Origin of the sequence: Luteimonas granuli (genome assembly GCF_007795095.1) — a bacterium.
Taxonomy (GTDB): domain Bacteria; phylum Pseudomonadota; class Gammaproteobacteria; order Xanthomonadales; family Xanthomonadaceae; genus Luteimonas; species Luteimonas granuli.
This window is the reverse complement of record NZ_CP042218.1, coordinates 1154833-1174342: the sequence shown is the minus strand read 5'-3', so window position 1 is coordinate 1174342 and position 19510 is coordinate 1154833. Positions and strand designations below refer to the sequence as shown.

Sequence of the window (19510 nt, the reverse complement as noted above, 5' to 3'; positions counted from 1 at the left end):
GCGGGGGCTTTCCTGTTGGAGCGTGTCGGGCCTGCGGCCTCAGTCGGCGGGCCGGAAGCTCCAGTTGACGGTGGTCGTCCCAAGGCCATTTCCGCCCAAGGCGCCGGACACGAAGTCCAGCTCCGCCACCCAGATGGGCGTGTCGACCTGCGGATCATGGATATCGTCCTTGCTCCGTACCGGAATGGCTGCCGAGCCGCTGATGGACGCGGACGACGTGATCTCTCCCTCGTACCAGACCGTGTTGATCCAGCGGTAGCCGCTGTAGTCCTCTGTCTTGTCGCCCAGGCTGTTCCAGCGCTGCCCCGAGCCGTGGACCTCCGCCTGCAGGTGGAACTGGTAGATGCACCTGCGTGCGTCCAGGATCAGGGTCAGCATCGAGCCTTCCTCGGACATGTCCGGCTCCTGGCGCTTCAGCGCGCCCTGTCCGTTGAACGTGTCGTAGGACGATAGCGTTCCGCCGGTATAGCTGTGGTATGTGAAGTCGATGCTCGCGGTGCCGCGGGGCAGAGGACTGTAGTACTGCACGAGATAGTCGTCACCCCGGAACTCGCGGCGGGTGCGCTCCTCCATCTCGGCGTCCAGGCTGACCCGATGGTTGTACTTGACGTGGTGATCGCTCCTTGCATTCCAGACATCGCGCGAATGGGTGTACGACACCGTCCCGGTCCAGGCCTTGGCCTTCAGCAGGTCCTCGTCGCAGCTGCCCTCGGCGGCGACCGACACCGGTGCGGTGAGCCAGTCGCGGCGGCCGTCATGGATGAGCGTCAGCTGCGGTGCGAAACTGCCCCGGCGCTCGAAGGTCTGCGTGGTGTGCGTGGTTGCGAGGCAGTCGTCGAAGCGCTGCCGCTTCGAGCCGTCGCCCGGATCGAACTCGCAGGCCGGGGCCTTGCGGTCCGGCGGCCACGGCACGTTCCAGGAGAACCTGGCATCCACCGGTGCCTGTCCCGAGTCCGGCGAGCCGAAGAAGCTCCAGTCGGTGAACACTTCCGTCTCGCTCTTCATGTCGCTGCCGTCGATGCGCAGGGTCGGCTTCCACGCGCCGCCCTCCTCGAGCCGCGAGGTGTGCTGGAACTCGTGCCTGACCTGGTCCGTGTCCGTGCAGTCCGGAATCCGCTCAGGCTGCGAGCCATCGCCGAAATCGATCGTGCAGGGAACGGGGCTGCCGTCCTCGCGCCGCGGCAGCGTCCACTGCAGCGAGGTGCGGTGGGGCGCGCGGCCGCGCGGCTGCAGCGCCTTGAACGCAATGTCGACCGCCACCTCCTCGGAGGCTTCCGGCATCTCCGTGCCGAATGCGCCGCCGCTCCAGACGCAGCCCCAGCACAGGGTGTTGTCGACCAGGACTTTTCCGCGCCCGCCGCCGCGCGGCATCATCCGCACCTTCGCGACGCCGGTGGCCGTGCCCAGCCATTCGAGGTCCTCTTCGCGCGGTGCAAGCACGCCCGGGTCGTAGCTGAAGAGCGTCACCAGGTCGGCGCTGTCGACTTCGAGCGGCCCCCAGGTCCGTGCGGGCATGGTGAACACATCCGGGTTCATGCCCCGCGGTGGCTCGACGCCCCACTGCCGCAGCGCCATCATGTACAGGTCGATGACGAAGAAGCCGACCTTGGTGATCTGCCCCTCGAAGCGCGCGCTGAGCTTCGGCAGGCCGAGGACGGACTTCACCAGGTCCACCAGGTCGTTGGCCGTGATGGTCTGGGGCTGGTTGCGTGCCTCCACCATCAGCCGCGACTTCGTCATGTCGCCCTTGCGGATCAGCGTGGGATGGACCTCGAGCTCGAAGCGGCCGAGGACCGAAGGCAGCAGGGACGGCGCGATCTTCTCCATCGTGAAGTTCACCACGCTCAGCAGGGCGCTGGTGATCTGGTGCACGACCATGGCCTTGTTGGCGTACTTGTCCATCAGCTCGCTGGTGACCGGGTCCAGGCCAAGTGCACCCAGCGCGATGCCGATCGAGTCGGCGTAGGTATCGGCCGTGGGCTTGATGTAGGCCTGCGAGAGGTCGGTGATCAGGCCATGCGCCTGCATCTGGCAGGCCAGCTCGAAGGCCTTGCCGCCCTGCCGGCACCGCGGGCCCGTCGGCAGGGGCGGCAGTCCCAGTGACATGGGCAGGGCGGCACCGGCCGCGACCTGGCCCGGCCCCCGGAACACCGCGGCCCTGGCCGCGTAGTGGCCGGCGACTCCGCTCGATGCCAGCAGCGCGTCCGTCAGTTCGAGGTCGGCGGCGGCACCCTCGAGCCAGGGAGAATTGCCTGCAAGCACGGCGGCCAGCGACCGGTCACCCTCGCTGACCAGTCCCTTCAGCATCGCCATCACCGCGCGGCGGTGGGCCATCTCCCGGTCGTCCTGCGCGGGCAGGGTCTCGAAGATCAGTTCGTATCCGGCGACGATGGTGTCCAGCGATTGCTGCACCTTCGCGGTCGTGCCCGGCGCGCGCTGGAGTTCGAGCACGCGGATGCCGCCCTTGCTCCTCGCGAGCAGGGCGTCGCCGCTGCGCAGTTCGATCGCCTGCTCACCGCGCGGTGCGATGGGCCAGCCGTCCTGGCCGAAGGTGACCGGCACATGCGTCTGCACGCGACCGTCGGCGAGGCGCTGCGAGGCGACCACTTCACCGCCGATCCGCACCTCGAACTCCATGCCGGGTGCGATCTCCACGCCGGACAGGAACACCGGCGCGGCGGGTGCGGCTTCGACCGGCGCGAAGGCAAGCGTCGCCGGTCCGGAGGGCTGCGTGGATGGCTCCGGGGTCGACCGCAGGAGGAGGACGGCGAGCACGATGGTCGCGGTCGCCGCAGCGCCCGCCACCACCTTCCGCCGGTGCGGCAGCCACAGGTAGAAGCGCCGCAGTCCAGGCCATGCCGTTCCACGCAGCCAATGCCAACCGGCCGGGATCGCCCGCTGCACGATGAATCGTCCCGTCGCGAGCAGCAGCGCGTACAGGTGCCTGCCCACGAGCCAGAGGAGCGCTCCGGCAGCACGTGCGACACGCGTGATGGCCTGCTTCCAGTCAGTGTCCATGTTGCTTCCGTGATGTGCGTGGTGGGGTGACGCGGGCACCGGTCACCGGCGCAGCAGTCCGCGCAGCAGGCCCTTGGCGGCGTCCCTGGCGGAATCCTTCGCGGAATCCTTGGCGCTGTCTTCGACCGGCTCCGCGGACATGCCTGCACCCATGCCTGCGCCCATCAGCATCGCGGTGGACTTGTTGCGCAGGTGGACGCGCCATTCGTCGCCCTCGATGGTGCGGGTGTCGCCATAGGCGATCATCTGCACCATCGGGTGGGCCGCGAAGATCTCCTTCGGGATGGCGCAGCGGCGCGTTCCGGGCGAGAGCAGCGTGCCCTTGCCCAGCCACTGCGAGATCGTGTTGCCGGGCAGGTAGGACATCAGTTCGGGGCCGGCGTAGCCATCCTCGGAGCTGCTCCACATCACCACCACGTCGCCGTCCATGCCCATGGCGTGGATGAAGTAGGCGCGGGCGCCGTCGACGGGGTTCCAGTCCAGGCTGATGCCCTGCGCCGCCTCGCCGCCGCTCCTGAGCTCGAGCTCGGGCATGAAGTCCTGCGCGGGGTCGATCCGGAAGTCGATGGGACGGGACAGGCCGTCGCCGGTCACGCTGTGGGCGCCAACCAGCGAGGCCTTGCCCGGGACCGTCTTGCGGCTCGACTGGTTGGGCCAGAGCGCGTAACGGGGATCGGACTCGACGCCCAGCTTCGGCACCGCACGCGGCTGCGGCGCGCTGCCCGACATGGACTGCCTGCCGTTGCGCACGGTCACTGTGAACTTGCGCGGCTGGCCCTTGCGCGCCTCTTCGCCGCAGCCCCAGTAGAAGCGCACCTCGTAGTTGCTGTCCTGGGCCAGGCCCGGGATGCTGCCGTCGCTGACGCCCGGGGCGGTGGCCACGCGCTGCTCGGGCGGCAGCAGGTCCAGCGCCTTGCCCAGGCGAAGATCCTTCGGGATCGCCTGCGTGGCGGGCGATCCGGGCTTGCGCGTGTTGTCCAGCGCGATGTCCAGGTAGCGGCCGGGCATGCCGGGATGGCGGGCCTGCCCGTAGGCGGCGGTGCCGCCGGCCATGTTGCCGGCCAGGCGGCCGAGCGCGCCCATCCCGCCCATGCCAGGCAGGGTGTGGGTGGCGACTTCGACGTGGAGTTCGGCCTTCTGGGCGGCGGCGGGATGCGGCACCACCAGCGCCGCCAGGCCGGAAAGCCCGGCGGCGACGGCGGCGGAAACAGGGCTGATACGGGTATCCATGCGGATGCTCCTGGGGTCCGAGCATCAACATTCGAGATCCGGGGGCGGGAACCGCCACCCGGCGCGACACCGCCAGGTCAGTGCGCCGGAGCCTCGGCCGACCCCGATGCCCGCGCGGCGTAGCGCCGGGTTCCGGGGTGGTCCTCGCCGAAGGTCCGCGAATAGGCCTCGAAGGCCTCGGTGATCGCCGGGCGCGCCAGCGCGGGCCGGTACGCGTCCATGAAGTCCGCCCGCGCAGCCAGCGTCCGCACCCACTGCGTGCCATTGTCGACGCCCGCGGCGCGGGCTTCGGTGACGACGCGGTCGAAGATTCCGGCCGCCTCCTGCACACGGCCCAACTTCGCCAGGGCGCGGGCGCGCTGCACCTCGGCGACGGCAACCCTTCGTGGATCGTGGTACTCGGCCTTCGCGTACACGGCAAGCGCTTCGTCCACGAAAGCGAGCGCCTCGGCGGCCCGGCCCTGGTCCAGCCGGAGCAGTGACAACTGGAGGATGGTGTGCCCCACCTGGGGATGTGCATCGCCGAGGAGATTTCGCCGCAGCGTCAGCGATTCCTCAAGCAGCGGCTCGGCCTCGTCGAAGCGGCCCAGCCGGCGGTAGAGGTTGCCGAGGTTGGTGGTGGCGATGGCGAAGTGCATGTCCTGCGGGCCGTACTGCTCCAGGGCCATCTCGCGGGCGCCGGAGCTGAAGGGCTCGGCCTCTTCGTCGCGTTCGGCCAGCTCCAGCGCCAGCGCCAGGTTGTGGTACGTGCCTGCCCGCAGGGGAGTACGGCCCTCCGGATCGATGGCTTCCTGGAGCGCAAGCGCCTCGCGCAACCGTGCTTCCGCCTCGCCCAGTCGACCGATGTGCAGCAGCGCCAGTGCCACGTTGATGCGCACCACGGCCTGCTCGGGATGCGTCGGCGCATGGATCAGCCTGGTCAGCTCGACGGCCTGGTCCGCCTGCGCGTGTGCCTCCTCCAGGTCGCCCCGCTCCAGTGCGAGCCCGAACAGCGTGGTGTGGACCGGCAGCCGGCGCGAGGGGGACATGCTGTCGATGGATTGCAGCGACAGGGCTTCGCGCAACAGGTCGTCCGCACGCTGCGCCTGCCCCGTACCGAACATGTCGAGGGTGGAAGCCAGCGCGAAGAGGTAGGAGAAAAGTGTTTCGTCGGAGACATCGTGTCGCCGTGCGAGCTCCAGCGCGGCCTCGAGGCGCCCGATCGCGGCGGGCACCTGCCCCGTGGAGGCCAGGGAGGCGCCCAGGTCGACCAGCATCCGGCCATGCTCGGGGCCCGGCACCTTTCCCGTCGAGGCAAGGAGGGCCTCCGCCTGTTCGAACTCCGCCACGGCCTCCTCGTGGCGCAGTTCGCTCATGTGGAGACCGGCGAGGCCGAGCTTCGCCTGCAGCAGCTGCTTCCCATCGCCGTGGATGCCGGCCAGCTCCGCGCCTTCCCGCACCAGCGGCGCCGCAGCCTCCAGCTCGCCGATCCTGCGATACAGCTCGCCAAGCAGGAGCAGCATCTCGGTGCGCAGGTGCGGTGTGTCCGGGAAGGCGGTGCGGATCTGGTGCGCGCCCTGGTCGAGCAGTTCGCGCGCGGTGATCACGCGGCCCTGGGCCACGTCCGGGTCGCTGGCCTCGAACAGCTGGACCATGAAATTGCGCGCGGCCAGTGCCCGCTCGGCTTCCAGGCGAGCCTCGCGCGCCTGCCAGAGGGTCGCGCCGAGGCCGGCGGCCAGGCTGGCCGCCACCAGCACCGCGGCGGCAACGCCGACCTTGTTGCGGCCGACGAACTTGCGCGCGCGGTACGCCATGCCCGGCTGCCGTGCCATCACCGGCCGGCCGTCCAGCCAGCGCCGCAGATCGTCCGCGAAGGCTTCGACGGAGTGGTAGCGGCGCTCGGGCTCCTCGGCCAGTGCCTTCAACAGCACCCGGTCGAGATCGTTCTTCAGTGGCGTGTAGTGGCGGTGGTATGCATCACCGCTGGCGCGCACCAGCGCCGAAGGTCGCGTGGTGATCGCGCGCTCATCCGAGGATCGCGGCGTGCGCCCGGTCAGCAGCCGGTGCAGCAGCGCACCCAGGCCATAGATGTCGATCGCGGTGGTGGGCAGGGCACCGTGCAGCTGTTCCGGCGCGGCATAGCCCGGCGTCAGCGCGCGCCAGAGCGTCTGCGTGCACTCGCCTTCGGCGTCGGCGAACTGGCCGATGCCGAAGTCCAGCAGCCGGACGTGGCCGTCGGCCTCCACCAGCACGTTCGACGGCTTCAGGTCACGGTGGATCACCAGGTTGCGATGGGCGAAGGCCACCGCATCGCAGACTTGCAGGAACAGCCTGGCGACGCCGCGCGCGTCCAGGCGGTGGCTGTCGCACCAGGCGTCGATGCGCTGGCCCTCGACCAGCGGCATCGCCAGCCAGCAGGTGCCGTCGGGGCCCGTGCCTGAATCGATCAGCGGGGTGATGTTGGGGTGGTTGAGGCGGGCCAGGATCTCGGCCTCGCGCTGGAAGCGGTCGCGCCCGGTGGCGCCCAGCGCGCCCACGGTCAGCACCTTCAGCGCGGCATCCTGGCGGGCGATGCCGTCGCTGCGCGAGGCGCGATAGACCACGGCCATGCCACCGCGGCCGAGTTCGGATTCCAGCGTCCAGTTGCCCAGGCGCACGCCCGACAGGTCCGAGGCGGGCGTGGCCAGGACGGCGCTCGGCCGGAGGTGCGCGTCGATCAGCCGCTGCAGCCGCGCGCGCACGCCCGGGTCCGTGTCGCGCGCCGCCAGCCAGGCCTCGCGGCCGGCGGCCTCGATGTCGAGCCACTGGTCGAACAGCGCATCGGCCTGCTTCCAGGCGTCCATGCCTTCCCGCTCAGCCATCGCCGCCCTCCTCGAGCATGGCCAGCAGGAAGGCGCGCGCGCGTTCCCACTCGCGCTGCGCGGTGCGCTCGGAGATCCCCAGCAGTTCGGCGACCTCCTTGAACTCCAGCCCGGCAAAGTAGCGCAGCTCCACCACCTGGCGGCGTTGCGGACTGAGCTCTTCCAAGGCGTCCAGGCCCTCGTGCAGGGCGAGCACTCCGGTGTCGGCGGCACCCGTCGGGGCCGCGGGCGAAAGCTCTTCGTCCAGCTCCACGTGGACCGCGCCGCCGCCGCGCTTCTGCGACAGGCTGCGGCGCGCGTCCTCGACCATGATCCAGCGCAGGGCCTGGGCCGCGGCCGCGAAGAAGTGGCGGCGGTCGACCAGGCTCAGGCTGTCCGAGGAGGTCACGCGCAGGAACAGCTCGTGCACCAGCACGGTCGGGGTCATGGTCGCGTTGCAGCCCCGCAGGCGCGAGCGCGCCATGCGCATGAGCTCCGGATACAGCGCCTGGAACACCTCGCCGAGGCGCTCGGGCTCGCCGTTCCTGGCGCGGACCAGCAACTGTGTGATTTCCGTATCCATCACGCGGCTCCCCTCCCGGATCCGTGTGGAGCGGCGGACGTTAGCAGCGCCGTCTGGTGGTCGCAATCCACGCGCACCTGCCGTGAGCCTTCGGTTGGGGGCATGCCCGCTGCGTGACGGGGCCGTGTCGCGATCCTGTGCCACCCGATGCGACAATCCCGTTCCACCCGACGCGGCGGATCCCCGATGGCCGGCGCCACCCTGCTCACCCTGCTCGACGACATCGCGACCCTGCTCGACGACGTCTCGGTGCTGACCAAGGCCGCGGCCAAGAAGACCGCCGGCGTGATCGGCGACGACCTCGCGCTCAACGCCCAGCAGGTCGCCGGCGTGAAGGCCAGCCGCGAGCTGCCGGTCGTCTGGGGGGTGTTCAAGGGATCGCTGGTCAACAAGCTGATCCTGGTGCCGGCGGCGCTGCTGATCAGCTGGCTGGTGCCGGTGCTGGTGGTGCCGCTGATGATGGTCGGCGGCGCCTATCTCTGCTACGAAGGCTTCGAGAAGGTGGTGGAGAAGCTGTTCCACCGCCACGGGAAGCTCGACCCCGAGGCGCGCGCGCAGGCGGTGCTGGCCTCCGGGGAGACCCCGCGCGAACTGGAGAAGAAGAAGATCCGCGGCGCGGTGCGCACCGACTTCATCCTCTCGGCCGAGATCATCGTCCTGTCGCTGGCGGTGGTCGCCTCGCAGCCACTGGTCACGCGCACGATGTCGCTGTCGGTGATCGCGCTGGTGGTGACACTGGTGATCTATGGCCTGGTCGCGGCGATCGTGAAGATGGACGACGTCGGACTGTGGATGGACAAGCGGCCCGGCACCGTGGTGCAGGCCCTGGGGCGCGCGCTGGTCTACCTGGCGCCCTGGATGATGAAGACGCTGGGCGTGATCGGCACCATCGCCATGTTCCTGGTCGGCGGCGGCATCTTCGTGCACAACATCGATGCCCTGCATCGCCTGATGGAAGCGATGCAGGGGTGGGGCGTCCCGGCGTTCCTCGCCGACATCGTCGCGAGCCTGGTGGTGGGCGTGCTGGTGGGCGCACTGGTGCTGGGCGCGGTCAATCTGTTCAATCGCGTGCGCGGCAAGTCGCCCGCCGCGGCGCACTGAGGAGTACGCATGCACGGCAATGCCGCGCGCGCAGGGCGCGCGACCGTGGGTCTCGCCGCCGGAGGCACCGGCGGCCATCTGTTCCCGGCGGAGGCGCTGGCCCGCGAACTGCAGGCCCGCGGCCACGAGGTCGTGATCTATACCGAGTCGCGCGGCGCGCGTTTCACCCGGGCGCTGGAGGGCCTCCCGCACGTGGTGCTGCCCGCACGCAGCCTGGCCGGGGGCCTCGGCGGCAAGCTCGCGGCGGCGGCGGTGATCGCGCGCGCCACGTTGCTGGCGCGCGCCGACATGAAGCGGCGCGGGGTGGCCGTGCTGGCCGGCTTCGGCGGCTATCCCAGCTTCGCCCCGGCGCTGGCCGCGCGCAGCCTGGGCCTGCCGCTGCTGCTGCACGAGCAGGGTTCGCGGCTGAGCATGGCCAACCGCTGGCTGCTTCGGTTCGCCGATCGCGTGGCGACCTCGTTCGGCGCCATCGCCGGCGTGGAGGCTGGCGCGCGCCACAAGCTTGTGGAGACCGGCAATCCGGTACGCGCGTCGATCCTCGAGGCGGCGCACGCGGCTTACCCGCCGCTGGCCGACGGCGCGCCGCTGCATCTGCTGGTGGTCGGTGGCAGCCAGGGCGCGGCGGTGTTCGGACGCGTGGTCCCGCCGGCGCTGCGGGCCCTGCCGGAACCGCTGCGCGCCCGGCTGCGGCTGTCGCTGCAGTACCGCGGTGACGACGCGGATGCGGTCGCCGCCGCGTTGCGCGACGCCGGCGTCCAGGTCGAGCTTCGCCCCTTCTTCGACGACATGGCCGCGCGCCTGCGCGATGCCCATCTGGTGGTGACCCGCGCCGGCGCCACCACCATCGCCGACCTGCTGGTGGTCGGGCGGCCCGCGATCCTGGTGCCGATCCCGCAGGGTGGTTCCCGCGAGGAGCAGCGAGGCAACGCCGAAGCGCTGGAGCGCCTCGGTGCAGGCTGGTGCATGCGTGAGGACGACGGCGGATTCACCGCCGAAGCGCTGGCGGCGCGGCTGCATGCGCTGTTCGCCGGTGCGGAGGTCGACGCGCCCGCCGGCGGCACGGTGCGCGCGCCCGACGACGCGCCGCTGACGAAGGCCGCCGCTGCGGCCGCGCGCCTGGGCCGTCCCGATGCCGCCGTTCGCCTGGCCGACGAGGTCGAGTCGCTGCTGGCCGTACCCAAGCCGTCCGCGACCGCGGGCAGGAGCTGACGCATGGCCGTGAACGACGACGTCCTGATCATCGGCGGCGGCCACAACGGCCTGGTCTGCGCCGCCTACCTCGCCGGCTCCGGACTGAAGGTCCGGGTGCTGGAACGCCGCGGCATCGTCGGCGGCGCCGCGGTGACCGAGGAATTCCACCCCGGCTTCCACAACTCGGTGGCCAGCTACACGGTGAGCCTGCTCAACCCCCGCGTGATCGCCGACCTGCGGCTGGCCGAACACGGGCTGCGCGTGGTCGAGCGGCCGTTCTCCAACTTCCTGCCGCTGCCCGATGGCCGCGCCTTCCGCCTCGGCGGCGAACATGGCCTGGCGGAAGTGGCGAAGTGGTCGGCGCGCGATGCCGAGCGGCTGCCGGAATACTTCGCCATGCTCGAACGCGTGGTCGCGGTGCTGCGCGAACTGATGCTGCTGACGCCTCCGAACGTCAGCGACGGCTTCGTGCTCGCCGACTGGCTGGCCTCGTTTTCGGTTGCGCGGCGCCTGCGGCACCTGGACATGCGCGGACGCCGCGACCTGCTCGACCTGTTCACCAAGTCCGCCGGGGAACTGCTCGACCACTGGTTCGAGGGCGAGCCGCTGAAGGCGGCGCTGGGCTGGGATTCGGTGGTCGGCAACTTCGCCAGTCCGTACACGCCGGGCAGCGCCTACGTGCTGCTGCACCACGTGTTCGGCGAGGTGAACGGCAGGCAGGGCGCGTGGGGACACGCCATCGGCGGCATGGGCGCGATCACGCAGGCGATGGCGGCCGAGTGTGCAGCGCGCGGGGTGGTGATCGAAACGGATGCGGAGGTTTCGCGGGTGCTGGTGGAAGGCGGACGCGCGGTGGGCGTGCGGCTTGCCGATGGCCGCGAGCTGCGCGCGAACGCCGTCGCCAGCAACCTCAACCCGAAGCTGCTGTACACGAAGCTGGTGCCACGCGAACACCTCGACGACGACACCGCGCAGCGCATCGAACGCTACCGCTGCGGCTCCGGCACCTTCCGCATGAACGTGGCGCTGTCGGAGCTGCCCGACTTCACCGCCGCACCCGGAACGACCCTGCAGCCGCACCACCAGAGCGGCATCCTGGTCGGCCACTCGCTGCGCCATTTCGAGCAAGCGTATTTCGATGCGAAGTCGAAGCAGCACAACGCCGGCTGGTCGCGCGCGCCGATCGTCGAGCTGGTGATCTCCTCCACGCTGGACGACACGCTTGCGCCCGCCGGGCATCACGTGGCGAGCCTGTTCTGCCAGCACGTGAACCCGGAGGTCGACGGCGGCTGGGACGCGCATCGCGACACCGTGGCGCGGCTGATGATCGACACCGTCGACGCGGTCGCGCCCAACTTCGCGCGCAGCGTGCTCGGCTTCGAGGCCCTGTCCCCGCTCGACCTGGAGCGCAGGTTCGGGCTCGTGGGCGGCGACATCTTCCACGGCTCGCTCGGCCTGGACCAGCTGTTCTCGGCGCGGCCGCTGCTGGGGCAGGGCAGCTACCGGGGTGCGCTGCCGGGCCTCTACCTGTGCGGCTCGGGTACGCATCCCGGTGGCGGTGTGACCGGGCTTCCGGGGCGGAACGCGGCGCGCGAGCTGCTGCGCGATTCCGGCCGCCGCTTCATGCCGGAACGGACCTGAGAGTTAATGAACTGGTGAGTCTCGTTTTGCGCTGCAGCGTGCAAGTTGCGTAACGCTTCCTTCACGATCGCCCTGCACCCGACGTGGGGGAGGGAGCAAAGCCCGGAAACGGTTCCGCCGTCTCCGGGCTTTTTTTTGGTTCTTCTCCCGATCGAGGGGACGCTTCGTTCGAGTCCGGGTCGGTCGCCACGGGCGCTCCCGTGAAGTCCGGGCCGCCCCCTGCGTCCGCGGCGGGCACGACCTTTGGTCGCGGTCGGGACGAGGGCCACGTCGACGTTCGCGTCGAAACGGAGGGTCATGACCGGGAGCTGCCCGGCTCCGCCGCTTTCGATCTTCCCTCCCGAAGCCGCAGAACGCCGGAGCCCGTCCCGTGCACAGGGGGTATGCGGACAGCCGGCCATGGATGGCCGGCGTTTTTATCTGGCGAGCGCGAGCGCCAGGTCCTCCGCCTCGGCACGCTTGATTTCCGTCGGCAGCACCATCTCGCGCAGTACGGGCAGGGCCTCGTGCAGCAGGTCCCGGGCGCCGGCGTGGTCTCCGCGCAGGGCCAGCAGTCCGGCCAGCTCGGCGTGGGCGATCGCCAGGTTCAGGGCTCCTGCAGTCTGCAACCGTTCCACCGCCTCGCGCTGCGCGCGCTCGGCGTCTGCGTGGTTGCCACGATGGCGTTCGAACTCCGCCTCGGCGCGCAGTGCGTGGGCGAAGATCGCATGGGTGTCCGGCACGAGTTCGCGGAAGATCGCGCGCGTCTCGGCCAGCAGCGGCATGCCCGTGTCCACGTCACCCCGGCGCCGGGCCAACAGCACGCGTTGCCAGGTGGCCAGCCCGTGTTCGACCGAACCTTCGCCATCCAGCGCCACGGCGCGCGCATGCAGATGGCGCAACCTGGCGTCGGCCCCGTCGAAATCGCCGGTCAGGACCAGGCAACGGGCGTGGTTGAGTTCGAGTTGTCTGCGCCAGGCGTCGTCGGCGGGCGTGCCGGCCTCGTCGAGCCGCGCGATCGCGCGTTCGAACAGCTCCAGCGCGCCGGCGTAGTCGCCGGCATTCTCGTGGACAGAAGCCCGGTTGCTCAGGCCGATCGCGGCGTTGAGCGGGTCGTCGGATGCCTCCGCGCTCAGCGCATATGAATGCTCCAGCGCTTCCAGCGCCTCGCGGTAGCGACCCTGCTCGTTCAGCACGATGCCCAGCGTGCTCTGCAGCGAAGCCATCCAGGTTCCGGTTTCGCCCGACATCCGTGTCCGCAGCGCGATCGCCTCGCGGATGATCGGCTCGGCGGCGTCGGCGTCCCCCAGCCCTGCCAGCGCGTCCGCCTTGTGCCGCAGCAGTCCGACCCGAGTAGTGGCCAGGGCAGGGATGGCATGTCTGTCGGCCAGTGCCAGCGCTTCGTCGGCCAGCTCCAGTGCCTGCGCATGATCGCGCCCGGCGCTCAGCGTGCCGCTCAGCAACTGATAGGCGGCGAACAGTGGCTCCAGCGGTGGCTCGGACATGGTCCTGCCTGCTTCGATGGCCTGGCGCCAGTAGTCCATCGCAGTGACCGGGTCGCGGGCGCCGTAGTGGCCCGATCCGAGGCCGACCAGGGAATGCAGTCGCTGTCCCGGGTCGTCGGGGGCGAACCTGTCGCGCCATGCGGCCGCGCGCTGGTACAGAGCCAGACCCTGCTGGCCGCGCCCCACCTCGTCCAGCGCGCCGGCGTAGAAGCCCAGAGTCCTGGCCAGGGCCACGGCCTCGTCCCGATCGCGTGGCTCCACGCCGGCAAAGCCGGGCTCGAACAGCTTCACCGCCGTGCCCATGTCGCCCAAGGCGTGGTACAGCTCCGCCAGCGTCCGCTGCACCGGCTGGCGCACTTCGGGGGCAACGGTGGCGCGCCTGTCCAGTTCCAGGCGGGCCTTGTCCAGCAGTTCGCGCACGCTGATCTGCGGGCTCAGCGCGTGCTCCGGGGAAGCGGCGCCAAGGGTGTCGGCGAGGAAACGCAGCGCCTCCTGCGCGTGCGCGGCCTGACGCTTCGCCTCTCCCGCCTGCCACATCGCCAGGCCCGCGCCGAGCAGCAGTGCCACGGCGGCGACGCTGCCCGCCGCCGTCAGGGCGCGATTCCGCCGCAGCCACAGGCCGGCTCGCTTCCAGCGGCCGGGTGCGACCACGCGCAGTGGCTTGTGTCCGCGCCAACGGTGCAGGTCGTCAGACAGGGCCTCGACGGAGGGGTAGCGGTGTTCCGGAGCGCGCTGCAGGCAGCCCTGCACGATGCTGGACAGGTCGCCCCGCAGGGCCTTGGCCAGTGATTCAGGGCGGTGGCCGCGCGCGGCGGCGACTTTGGCGCCGATGCCTGCGGCGGCCCTGGACAGGCGCTTGGGCTCGTGGCCGAGCTGAAGCAGCTGCCGCTGCAGTGGTGTGTCCTGATCGATCCCGAAAGGGTGTGCTCCAGCGAGCAGGCGGTACAGCACGACGCCCAACTGCCAGATGTCGGTGGCGGTGGTGATCGGCGCCGCCTCAAGCTGTTCGGGAGATGCGTATTCCAGGGTCAGCGCGCGTTCGCCGACGGTGGCGGCGCCGGTTTCCTGCAACTGCTTGGCGACGCCGAAGTCGAGCAGTTTCACGCGGCCTTCGTCGTCGACCAGGATGTTCGACGGCTTGAGGTCGCGATGCACCACCAGATTGCGATGCGCGTATTGCACCGCTTCGAGCACCTGGGCGAACAGTTCCGTGCGCGCCCGCAGGTCCAGGCCGCGCGCGTCGCACCAGGAGTCGATGGGCTGGCCATCGACGCACTCCATGACGAAATAGGGCTCGCCGTCGTCCGTGAACCCACCGTCGATCAGGCTGGCGATGCCGGGGTGCCGGAGCTGTGCCAGCGTCTGTCGCTCGCGCAGGAAGCGCTCGCGCGTGGCGGGCGAGTCCGCGCCGATGCGGATCAGCTTCAGTGCGGCGCGCTGTCGATACGCTTCGTCACTGCGCTGCACCTCGTGCACCACGCCCATGCCGCCGTGACCGAGGATGCCGGTGATCTGCCATGCGCCGATGCGACGGCCGCGCAGGTCGGGCGGGTGTGGCGGCCGTGCGGCCAGTTCCTCGCTCCAGCGCGCGGCATCGCCGGCGAACGGCTCGGTGTCGCCGGCGTCGGCAGCCAGCAACCGTTCCACCAGTGCACGCAGCCCCATGTCGCCGGCGCACAGAGACGCCAGTCGGGCCTCGCGCCTGTGCGCGGGCAGTTCCACCAGGGCGTCGAAGAGCTCGCCGGCGCGCTGCCAGCGGAGGCGGTTTTCCGGCGTCACTGTTCCAGCTCCGTCTTCAGCCAGGCGCGGGTGCGGCGCCAGTCGCGGCGCACGGTGCGCACGCTGACCTCGAGCAGATCGGCGATCTCGTTCTCGTCGTAGCCCCCGAAGTAGCGTAGTTCGACCATGCGCGCCGCGCGCGGGTCGAGCAGGCGCAGGGAGCGGAGCAGTTCGTCCAGGCGCAGCACCTCGATCTCGGCGGCATCGTCGGACGCAAGGCAGTCGGTCAGGGTCATCCGCTGCCACTGGCCGCCATGCTTTTCGGTCTGCCGCTGACGCATGTGGTCGATCAGGATCTGGCGCATCGCCGTTGCGGCCAGGCCCATCAGGTGCCGTCGGTCGTTCGGCGCAAGCACCTGGTTGCCGGCCAGTTTCAGCCAGGCGTCATGGACCAGTTCGGTCGTCTGGAAGGCTTCGCGGCCGCCGCCTCTCAGGCGTGCGCGCGCCAGCTGTTTGAGCGGTCCGTAGACGGCTGCCAGTACCGCTTCACCTGCCGCCGCGTCGCCGCCCCGTGCCTGCGCCAGCAACAGCGTCAATGCTGGATTTTCCTGGGCGGACATGGCGGCGAGTCTGGCATGGGGCATGGACTTCCACCAGTTGACGGACGCGATCCATTCTCATTGTGATGGGCGGGTGTCCTTTCATCGCCCCGCTTCTCGATTGGTCCTGTCGACCGTCCATCAATCCGGGGAGTTGACCATGAAGCCACACCGTCCGTTGTCACAGCCACGCCTGTTCCAGGTCCTGTCCGCCGCGCCGGCGCTGGCGCTGGCGCTCGCGGCGCCCGCCTGGGCCTCCGACGACTGCAAGCCGCATCCCTTGTTCACGCCGATGCAGGGTTATCACGTCGTGCAGTGCGAGTACTCCGATTTCGATGCCAAGGACGTGCCGGTCGGGCTTGTCAGGGACTATCTCGAAGCGGAGATGAAGACGGTCGAAGGCATCTACGAGTACGTGACCTACGGGATCGACGATGGTGTCGCGCCCAGTTCCCCCCTGAAGATCCTGCGCAACCACCTCGATGCCGCGAAGGCGCGGGGCGCCACCGTGGTCTGGCAGCCGGGCAAGGAATCGTTCGCCGCAAGCGAGTGGGCCGACATCCAGCAGCAGATCGCGACCCTGCGAATGCACGAGGGCGGACGCGAGTACTGGGTGCACCTGGGCTCGGTGAACGACGGCGACTACTACGCCATCGCCAGCATGACCAGCGAGGCCATGGTCCAGGAGGTTTCGGCCAACGAACTGCTGCAGCAGTTCGCCCAGCAGGGCTTCCTTACCCTGGATGTCCACTTCGACACCGGCAAGGCGAGCATCCGCGCCGAATCCGCGGCGGTGCTGGACCAGGCGGCGTCGATGCTGCAGCAGGTGCCGTCGGTGCATGTCGAGGTTGGCGGGCATACCGACAACATCGGGAGCGCTGCGTCCAACCTGACGCTCTCCCAGCAGCGCGCGAACAGCGTGCGTGCCGCGCTGATCCAGCGCGGGATCGACGACGGGCGGCTGACTGCGAAGGGATATGGCGACACCGAACCCGTGGCCGACAACCGCAGCGAAGTGGGCCGTGCCGCGAACCGCCGGGTCGAGATCAAGAAGACTGGCGGCGTCGTCGCCGCAGTGCCGGCTGCCGCCACCGCACGGCCGGCGGCGCCGTCGCCGTCCCCGGCACCGGCGCAGGAGAAGCCCAGGAAGGAAGGGCACGCGGGTCGCTTCGCGCGCGAGCGCGCGGAGAACGCCGGAGAGGCGGCCGAGAGCGAGGCTGGTGCCGCGGTCGACGGCAAGGTCAGGGACAAGGCGCGCCGCATCCTCGACCGGATCCTCTGACGGTCCGATCCCGGATTCATCCCATTCCATTCCATCCAGCACCAGAGGGACCGACATGCGTGCATCCAACCTGATCCTGTTGTCCGCGGCGTTCGCGCTGGCCCTCGCGGCCTGTGGCGGGGAAAAGTCCCCCGAGCAGCAGCGCGCCGAGGCCGTGGCCGAGATGCAGGACACCGCCGACCGTTTGAAGCATCTCTCTTCCGACCCCGCCGAGGCCGAAGCCCAACTGCAGGCACTGGGCCGGGACATGGAGGAACGGCTTGCGCGGGCCAAGGCCAGCGAGCGCGAGGCCGTCGTCGACGCCTGCGCCTTCCTCGCCGAGAGCGACGTGCTCGAGCTGGTCGGATCGCCGGCGACCCTGGAACCGATGCCGCGGATGGGCTCGTCCTGGGGCGGCTGCAACTACGGTCCCGCCGAGATGACCGCGGAAACCATGGGCAGCGGCCGCTTCCTGATGGTCAACATCCGCCCCGCCAAGGAGTTCGAGGCCACCGTCGACTACCACCGCGGAAGCGGCACGGTGACAGGGGCCTCCGGCCTCGACGGGCAGGCATGGCTCGACGGCAAGTCGCTGCTCTGGCAGCCGACGGGCAAGCCGTGGTTCGTGTTCGTCAGCGGTGGCCCGATGGGCAGGCAGGACCCCGCCTTCGCGCTGGATGCGGCGAAGCGGATGACGCTCCCCTGATCCGCCATGATCCGCATCGACATCCTCAGGGCGGCCCTGGCCGGCCTTCTCCTGGCCGCAACGCCCAGTGGCGCAGTCGCACAGGACGCACGCACGCGGGAGATCCTCGAGCAGCAGCGCGAGGGACTCGAGACCGGTGACGAACAGCTCAGGCGGGGCCTGGGTCGGCTCGAAGGGGGCGGCGCCGGGGACATGCAAAGCCTGGCCGAAGGCATGGTCGACGTGGCCCAGGGCTTCTGCACCATGCTGACCGCCAACGACCAGGCCTTCGGAGCGTTGGGCGTCGATTTTTCAGGCCTGATCGGGCAGGCGCAAGGAAGCGGCAACGCCGAACGCTATTCGCAGGCGCGGGACGCCTGCGGCCAGATGCCGTCGGAGGCCGAGGGCTTCGCCCTTGCCGGTTGCGCGGACATCGTCGTGGGCGGACGGACCACCCTGACGGCGTCCACCGGTGGCACCTATCGCTTCACGGCCAGCAAGCAGGGCGTCCTCGACATCGCCACGCGCGGCAACAGCGCTGTCCTGACCGCCATCGCGCCGGGCATCGTCACCGTCAAGGCCGAGCGCACCGGCGGCGGCCCGGGCGGAAAGGCCACCGCCTCAGAAGTCGTGCACGCGCTGGAGGTGCGCTCGATCAACGGCGGGCAGCCGGCGGAGATCGGCATGTACGACGCGCGGGGCCGGCGTATCCAACAGGTGGACGTGCCAGTGAAAGTGCAACCCCGGGGGGCGGCGCGCCGGGTCGTCTACCAGACCGACCCATCGGTCGTGGAAGCCATCGGCGATGCCGGCGGCCTGCTCGGGTTGCGTCCGCGCGCCCCGGGCACGGCCACGGTCCAGGCCATGAGCGCCTGCGGCGAGCCCACGGGCGCCCCGCTGCAGGTCGAGGTGCGGCCCTGTACGGACGAAGTCATCGCGAAGCTGCGCGAAGAGCAGGCGCGCCTGGACCGGCGCAGGGACGCCATCCTCGCAGGTATCCGTGAAGTCCTGGAGGATCCGGAGTTCGAGCGCTCTCTGCGCGACTTCGAGGGCAACGCGACCGAACTGGCGGTCAAGCTCGCCGAGCTGGCGCTTGCGGTCACCCGTTTCCCGAAGTCCGCCAACCGGTTCAAGGCCATGATCGAGGAGGGCAGTGCGCTGAAGGACCTCCTGACCACCGTGGCCGATGCCTACAGCCTGCTCGGTTATGTACGGACACTCGCGGAGGCCGGCAACGATCCCCATGGCCGGGAGAGGACGCAGGGTGTCGTCGGGGATGCTTCTCTGGATGTGCTGTCGAAATCGCTGGACCGCTTCAGGGGCGACTCGAGGGTGGGGATCGCCAACACGATCCGGCAGTTGTTCCGCGCCACGGTGAACACCGCGCAGAACGTCGGCGCCTCGGTGGGCGCCGCCCAGCGGCTGGAGGAGTTGGACGGACAGCTCGACGCGGTGATGGCGGAAATGAAGGACCTGTGGCGGCGCCGGGAGCTGTGCAAGGATCGGCGCCAGCCTCGGGAGCAGCCGCCCGCAGGCGAGGGGTCGTCCGCAGGCGAGAGGTCGCCCGCGGGCGAGGGGGCGGCGCAGAAGCCGGCGCAAGAGCCCCGTGGGGGCGCGCCGATGGAAGACCGACCCACGCCGCAGCCGGGGAAAGTGGTCGAAATCGGAGACGACGACGCACCGGTGGAACCTGCGGCCACCGATACGGCCGACGATGCGGACAGCCCGGATGCCCCCCGGACGCTCCGGAGCCGCCGGACTCTCCGGCCGCCGCCGCATCCCTGGCCGCCCTCATGTTCGAGCGCCAGTGCCCCGGCTGGGACCCGGTGGCTGGATTGCAGGAGGGCGTGTTTACCGCCCTGGCCGGCAACATGCGTTCGCTGGGCGGGCTCTACGCAGGGCGGGAGGAACAGTTGCTGGATCCGCTGGCCGAGCACGCGGGCGGGGTTCTTTCAGCGCTGCAGGAGTTCGTGGAGACCGCGCGGAAACCCGAAGGCCAGCAGCAGGCGGGGCTCGAACGCGTCGGCCTGCTGTTGCGGAAGCACGACCCGGGCGCGCTGGTCGAGCGTGCGCCGCCGCTGCAGGCGATGGCGGTGCAAACCCAGGCCTGTGCCGGGCTGCTCCGCAACTCCTTCGAGGTGAAGATCGAGGAAGTGCGCATGCGGTACTGAAGCGGGGC

At 70.3% G+C, this 19510-nt stretch carries 12 protein-coding genes; 6 read left to right on the top strand and 6 right to left on the bottom strand.

Annotated features, from left to right (window positions below; translation table 11 throughout):
• Positions 1-39: 39 nt before the first annotated feature.
• From FPZ22_RS05375 to FPZ22_RS05360, 4 genes are all read right to left on the bottom strand, one after another.
• Entirely contained in the window at positions 40-3018 is a 2979-nt protein-coding gene (locus tag FPZ22_RS05375) for a hypothetical protein (protein WP_144891107.1), read from the bottom strand.
• Between the two features lie 42 nt (positions 3019-3060).
• On the bottom strand, positions 3061-4248 hold the full coding sequence (locus FPZ22_RS05370; RefSeq protein ID WP_144891105.1) for a hypothetical protein: 1188 nt from the start codon (positions 4246-4248) through the stop codon (positions 3061-3063).
• Positions 4249-4325: 77 nt separating this feature from the next.
• Positions 4326-7088, bottom strand: coding sequence for a serine/threonine-protein kinase (locus FPZ22_RS05365; RefSeq protein ID WP_144891103.1), 2763 nt, complete (start codon positions 7086-7088; stop codon positions 4326-4328).
• A complete protein-coding gene (locus tag FPZ22_RS05360; RefSeq protein ID WP_246120938.1) occupies positions 7081-7650 on the bottom strand; it encodes an ECF-type sigma factor in 570 nt (189 codons plus the stop codon). Before FPZ22_RS05360 ends, FPZ22_RS05365 begins: the two co-directional genes overlap by 8 nt.
• 186 nt (positions 7651-7836) lie before the next feature.
• On the opposite strand from FPZ22_RS05360, the gene FPZ22_RS05355 reads away from it, so the two are divergent.
• From FPZ22_RS05355 to FPZ22_RS05345, 3 genes are read left to right on the top strand one after another with little or no spacing between them, the layout of a single operon-like run.
• Positions 7837-8751: a DUF808 domain-containing protein gene (locus FPZ22_RS05355; RefSeq protein ID WP_144891099.1), complete on the top strand. Its 915-nt coding sequence runs from the start codon at positions 7837-7839 to the stop codon at positions 8749-8751.
• A gap of 9 nt (positions 8752-8760) precedes the next feature.
• Entirely contained in the window at positions 8761-9960 is a 1200-nt protein-coding gene (locus FPZ22_RS05350; protein ID WP_144891097.1) for a UDP-N-acetylglucosamine--N-acetylmuramyl-(pentapeptide) pyrophosphoryl-undecaprenol N-acetylglucosamine transferase, read from the top strand.
• 3 nt (positions 9961-9963) lie between these two features.
• Positions 9964-11583, top strand: a complete 1620-nt coding sequence (locus FPZ22_RS05345) for a phytoene desaturase family protein (protein WP_144891095.1) — start codon at positions 9964-9966, stop codon at positions 11581-11583.
• Between the two features lie 416 nt (positions 11584-11999).
• On the opposite strand, the gene FPZ22_RS05340 is transcribed toward FPZ22_RS05345, so the two are convergent.
• Together FPZ22_RS05340 and FPZ22_RS05335 are read right to left on the bottom strand one after the other, a co-directional pair.
• Positions 12000-14846 carry a serine/threonine-protein kinase gene (locus FPZ22_RS05340; protein ID WP_144891093.1) on the bottom strand — a complete coding sequence of 949 codons (2847 nt, stop codon included), beginning with the start codon at positions 14844-14846 and terminating at the stop codon, positions 12000-12002.
• Positions 14843-15406, bottom strand: coding sequence for an ECF-type sigma factor (locus FPZ22_RS05335; RefSeq protein ID WP_168198946.1), 564 nt, complete (start codon positions 15404-15406; stop codon positions 14843-14845). The genes FPZ22_RS05340 and FPZ22_RS05335 overlap by 4 nt, the downstream gene beginning before the upstream one ends.
• 139 nt (positions 15407-15545) lie before the next feature.
• Between FPZ22_RS05335 and FPZ22_RS05330 the strand changes: the two genes are divergently transcribed.
• The 3 genes from FPZ22_RS05330 to FPZ22_RS05320 are packed head-to-tail and all read left to right on the top strand — an operon-like array spanning position 15546 to position 19473.
• Positions 15546-16667: an OmpA family protein gene (locus FPZ22_RS05330; RefSeq protein WP_168198945.1), complete on the top strand. Its 1122-nt coding sequence runs from the start codon at positions 15546-15548 to the stop codon at positions 16665-16667.
• 55 nt (positions 16668-16722) lie between these two features.
• Positions 16723-17352, top strand: coding sequence for a hypothetical protein (locus FPZ22_RS05325; protein WP_144891087.1), 630 nt, complete (start codon positions 16723-16725; stop codon positions 17350-17352).
• A gap of 6 nt (positions 17353-17358) precedes the next feature.
• Positions 17359-19473, top strand: coding sequence for a coiled-coil domain-containing protein (locus FPZ22_RS05320; RefSeq protein ID WP_144891085.1), 2115 nt, complete (start codon positions 17359-17361; stop codon positions 19471-19473).
• The last annotated feature ends 37 nt before the right edge of the window (positions 19474-19510 follow it).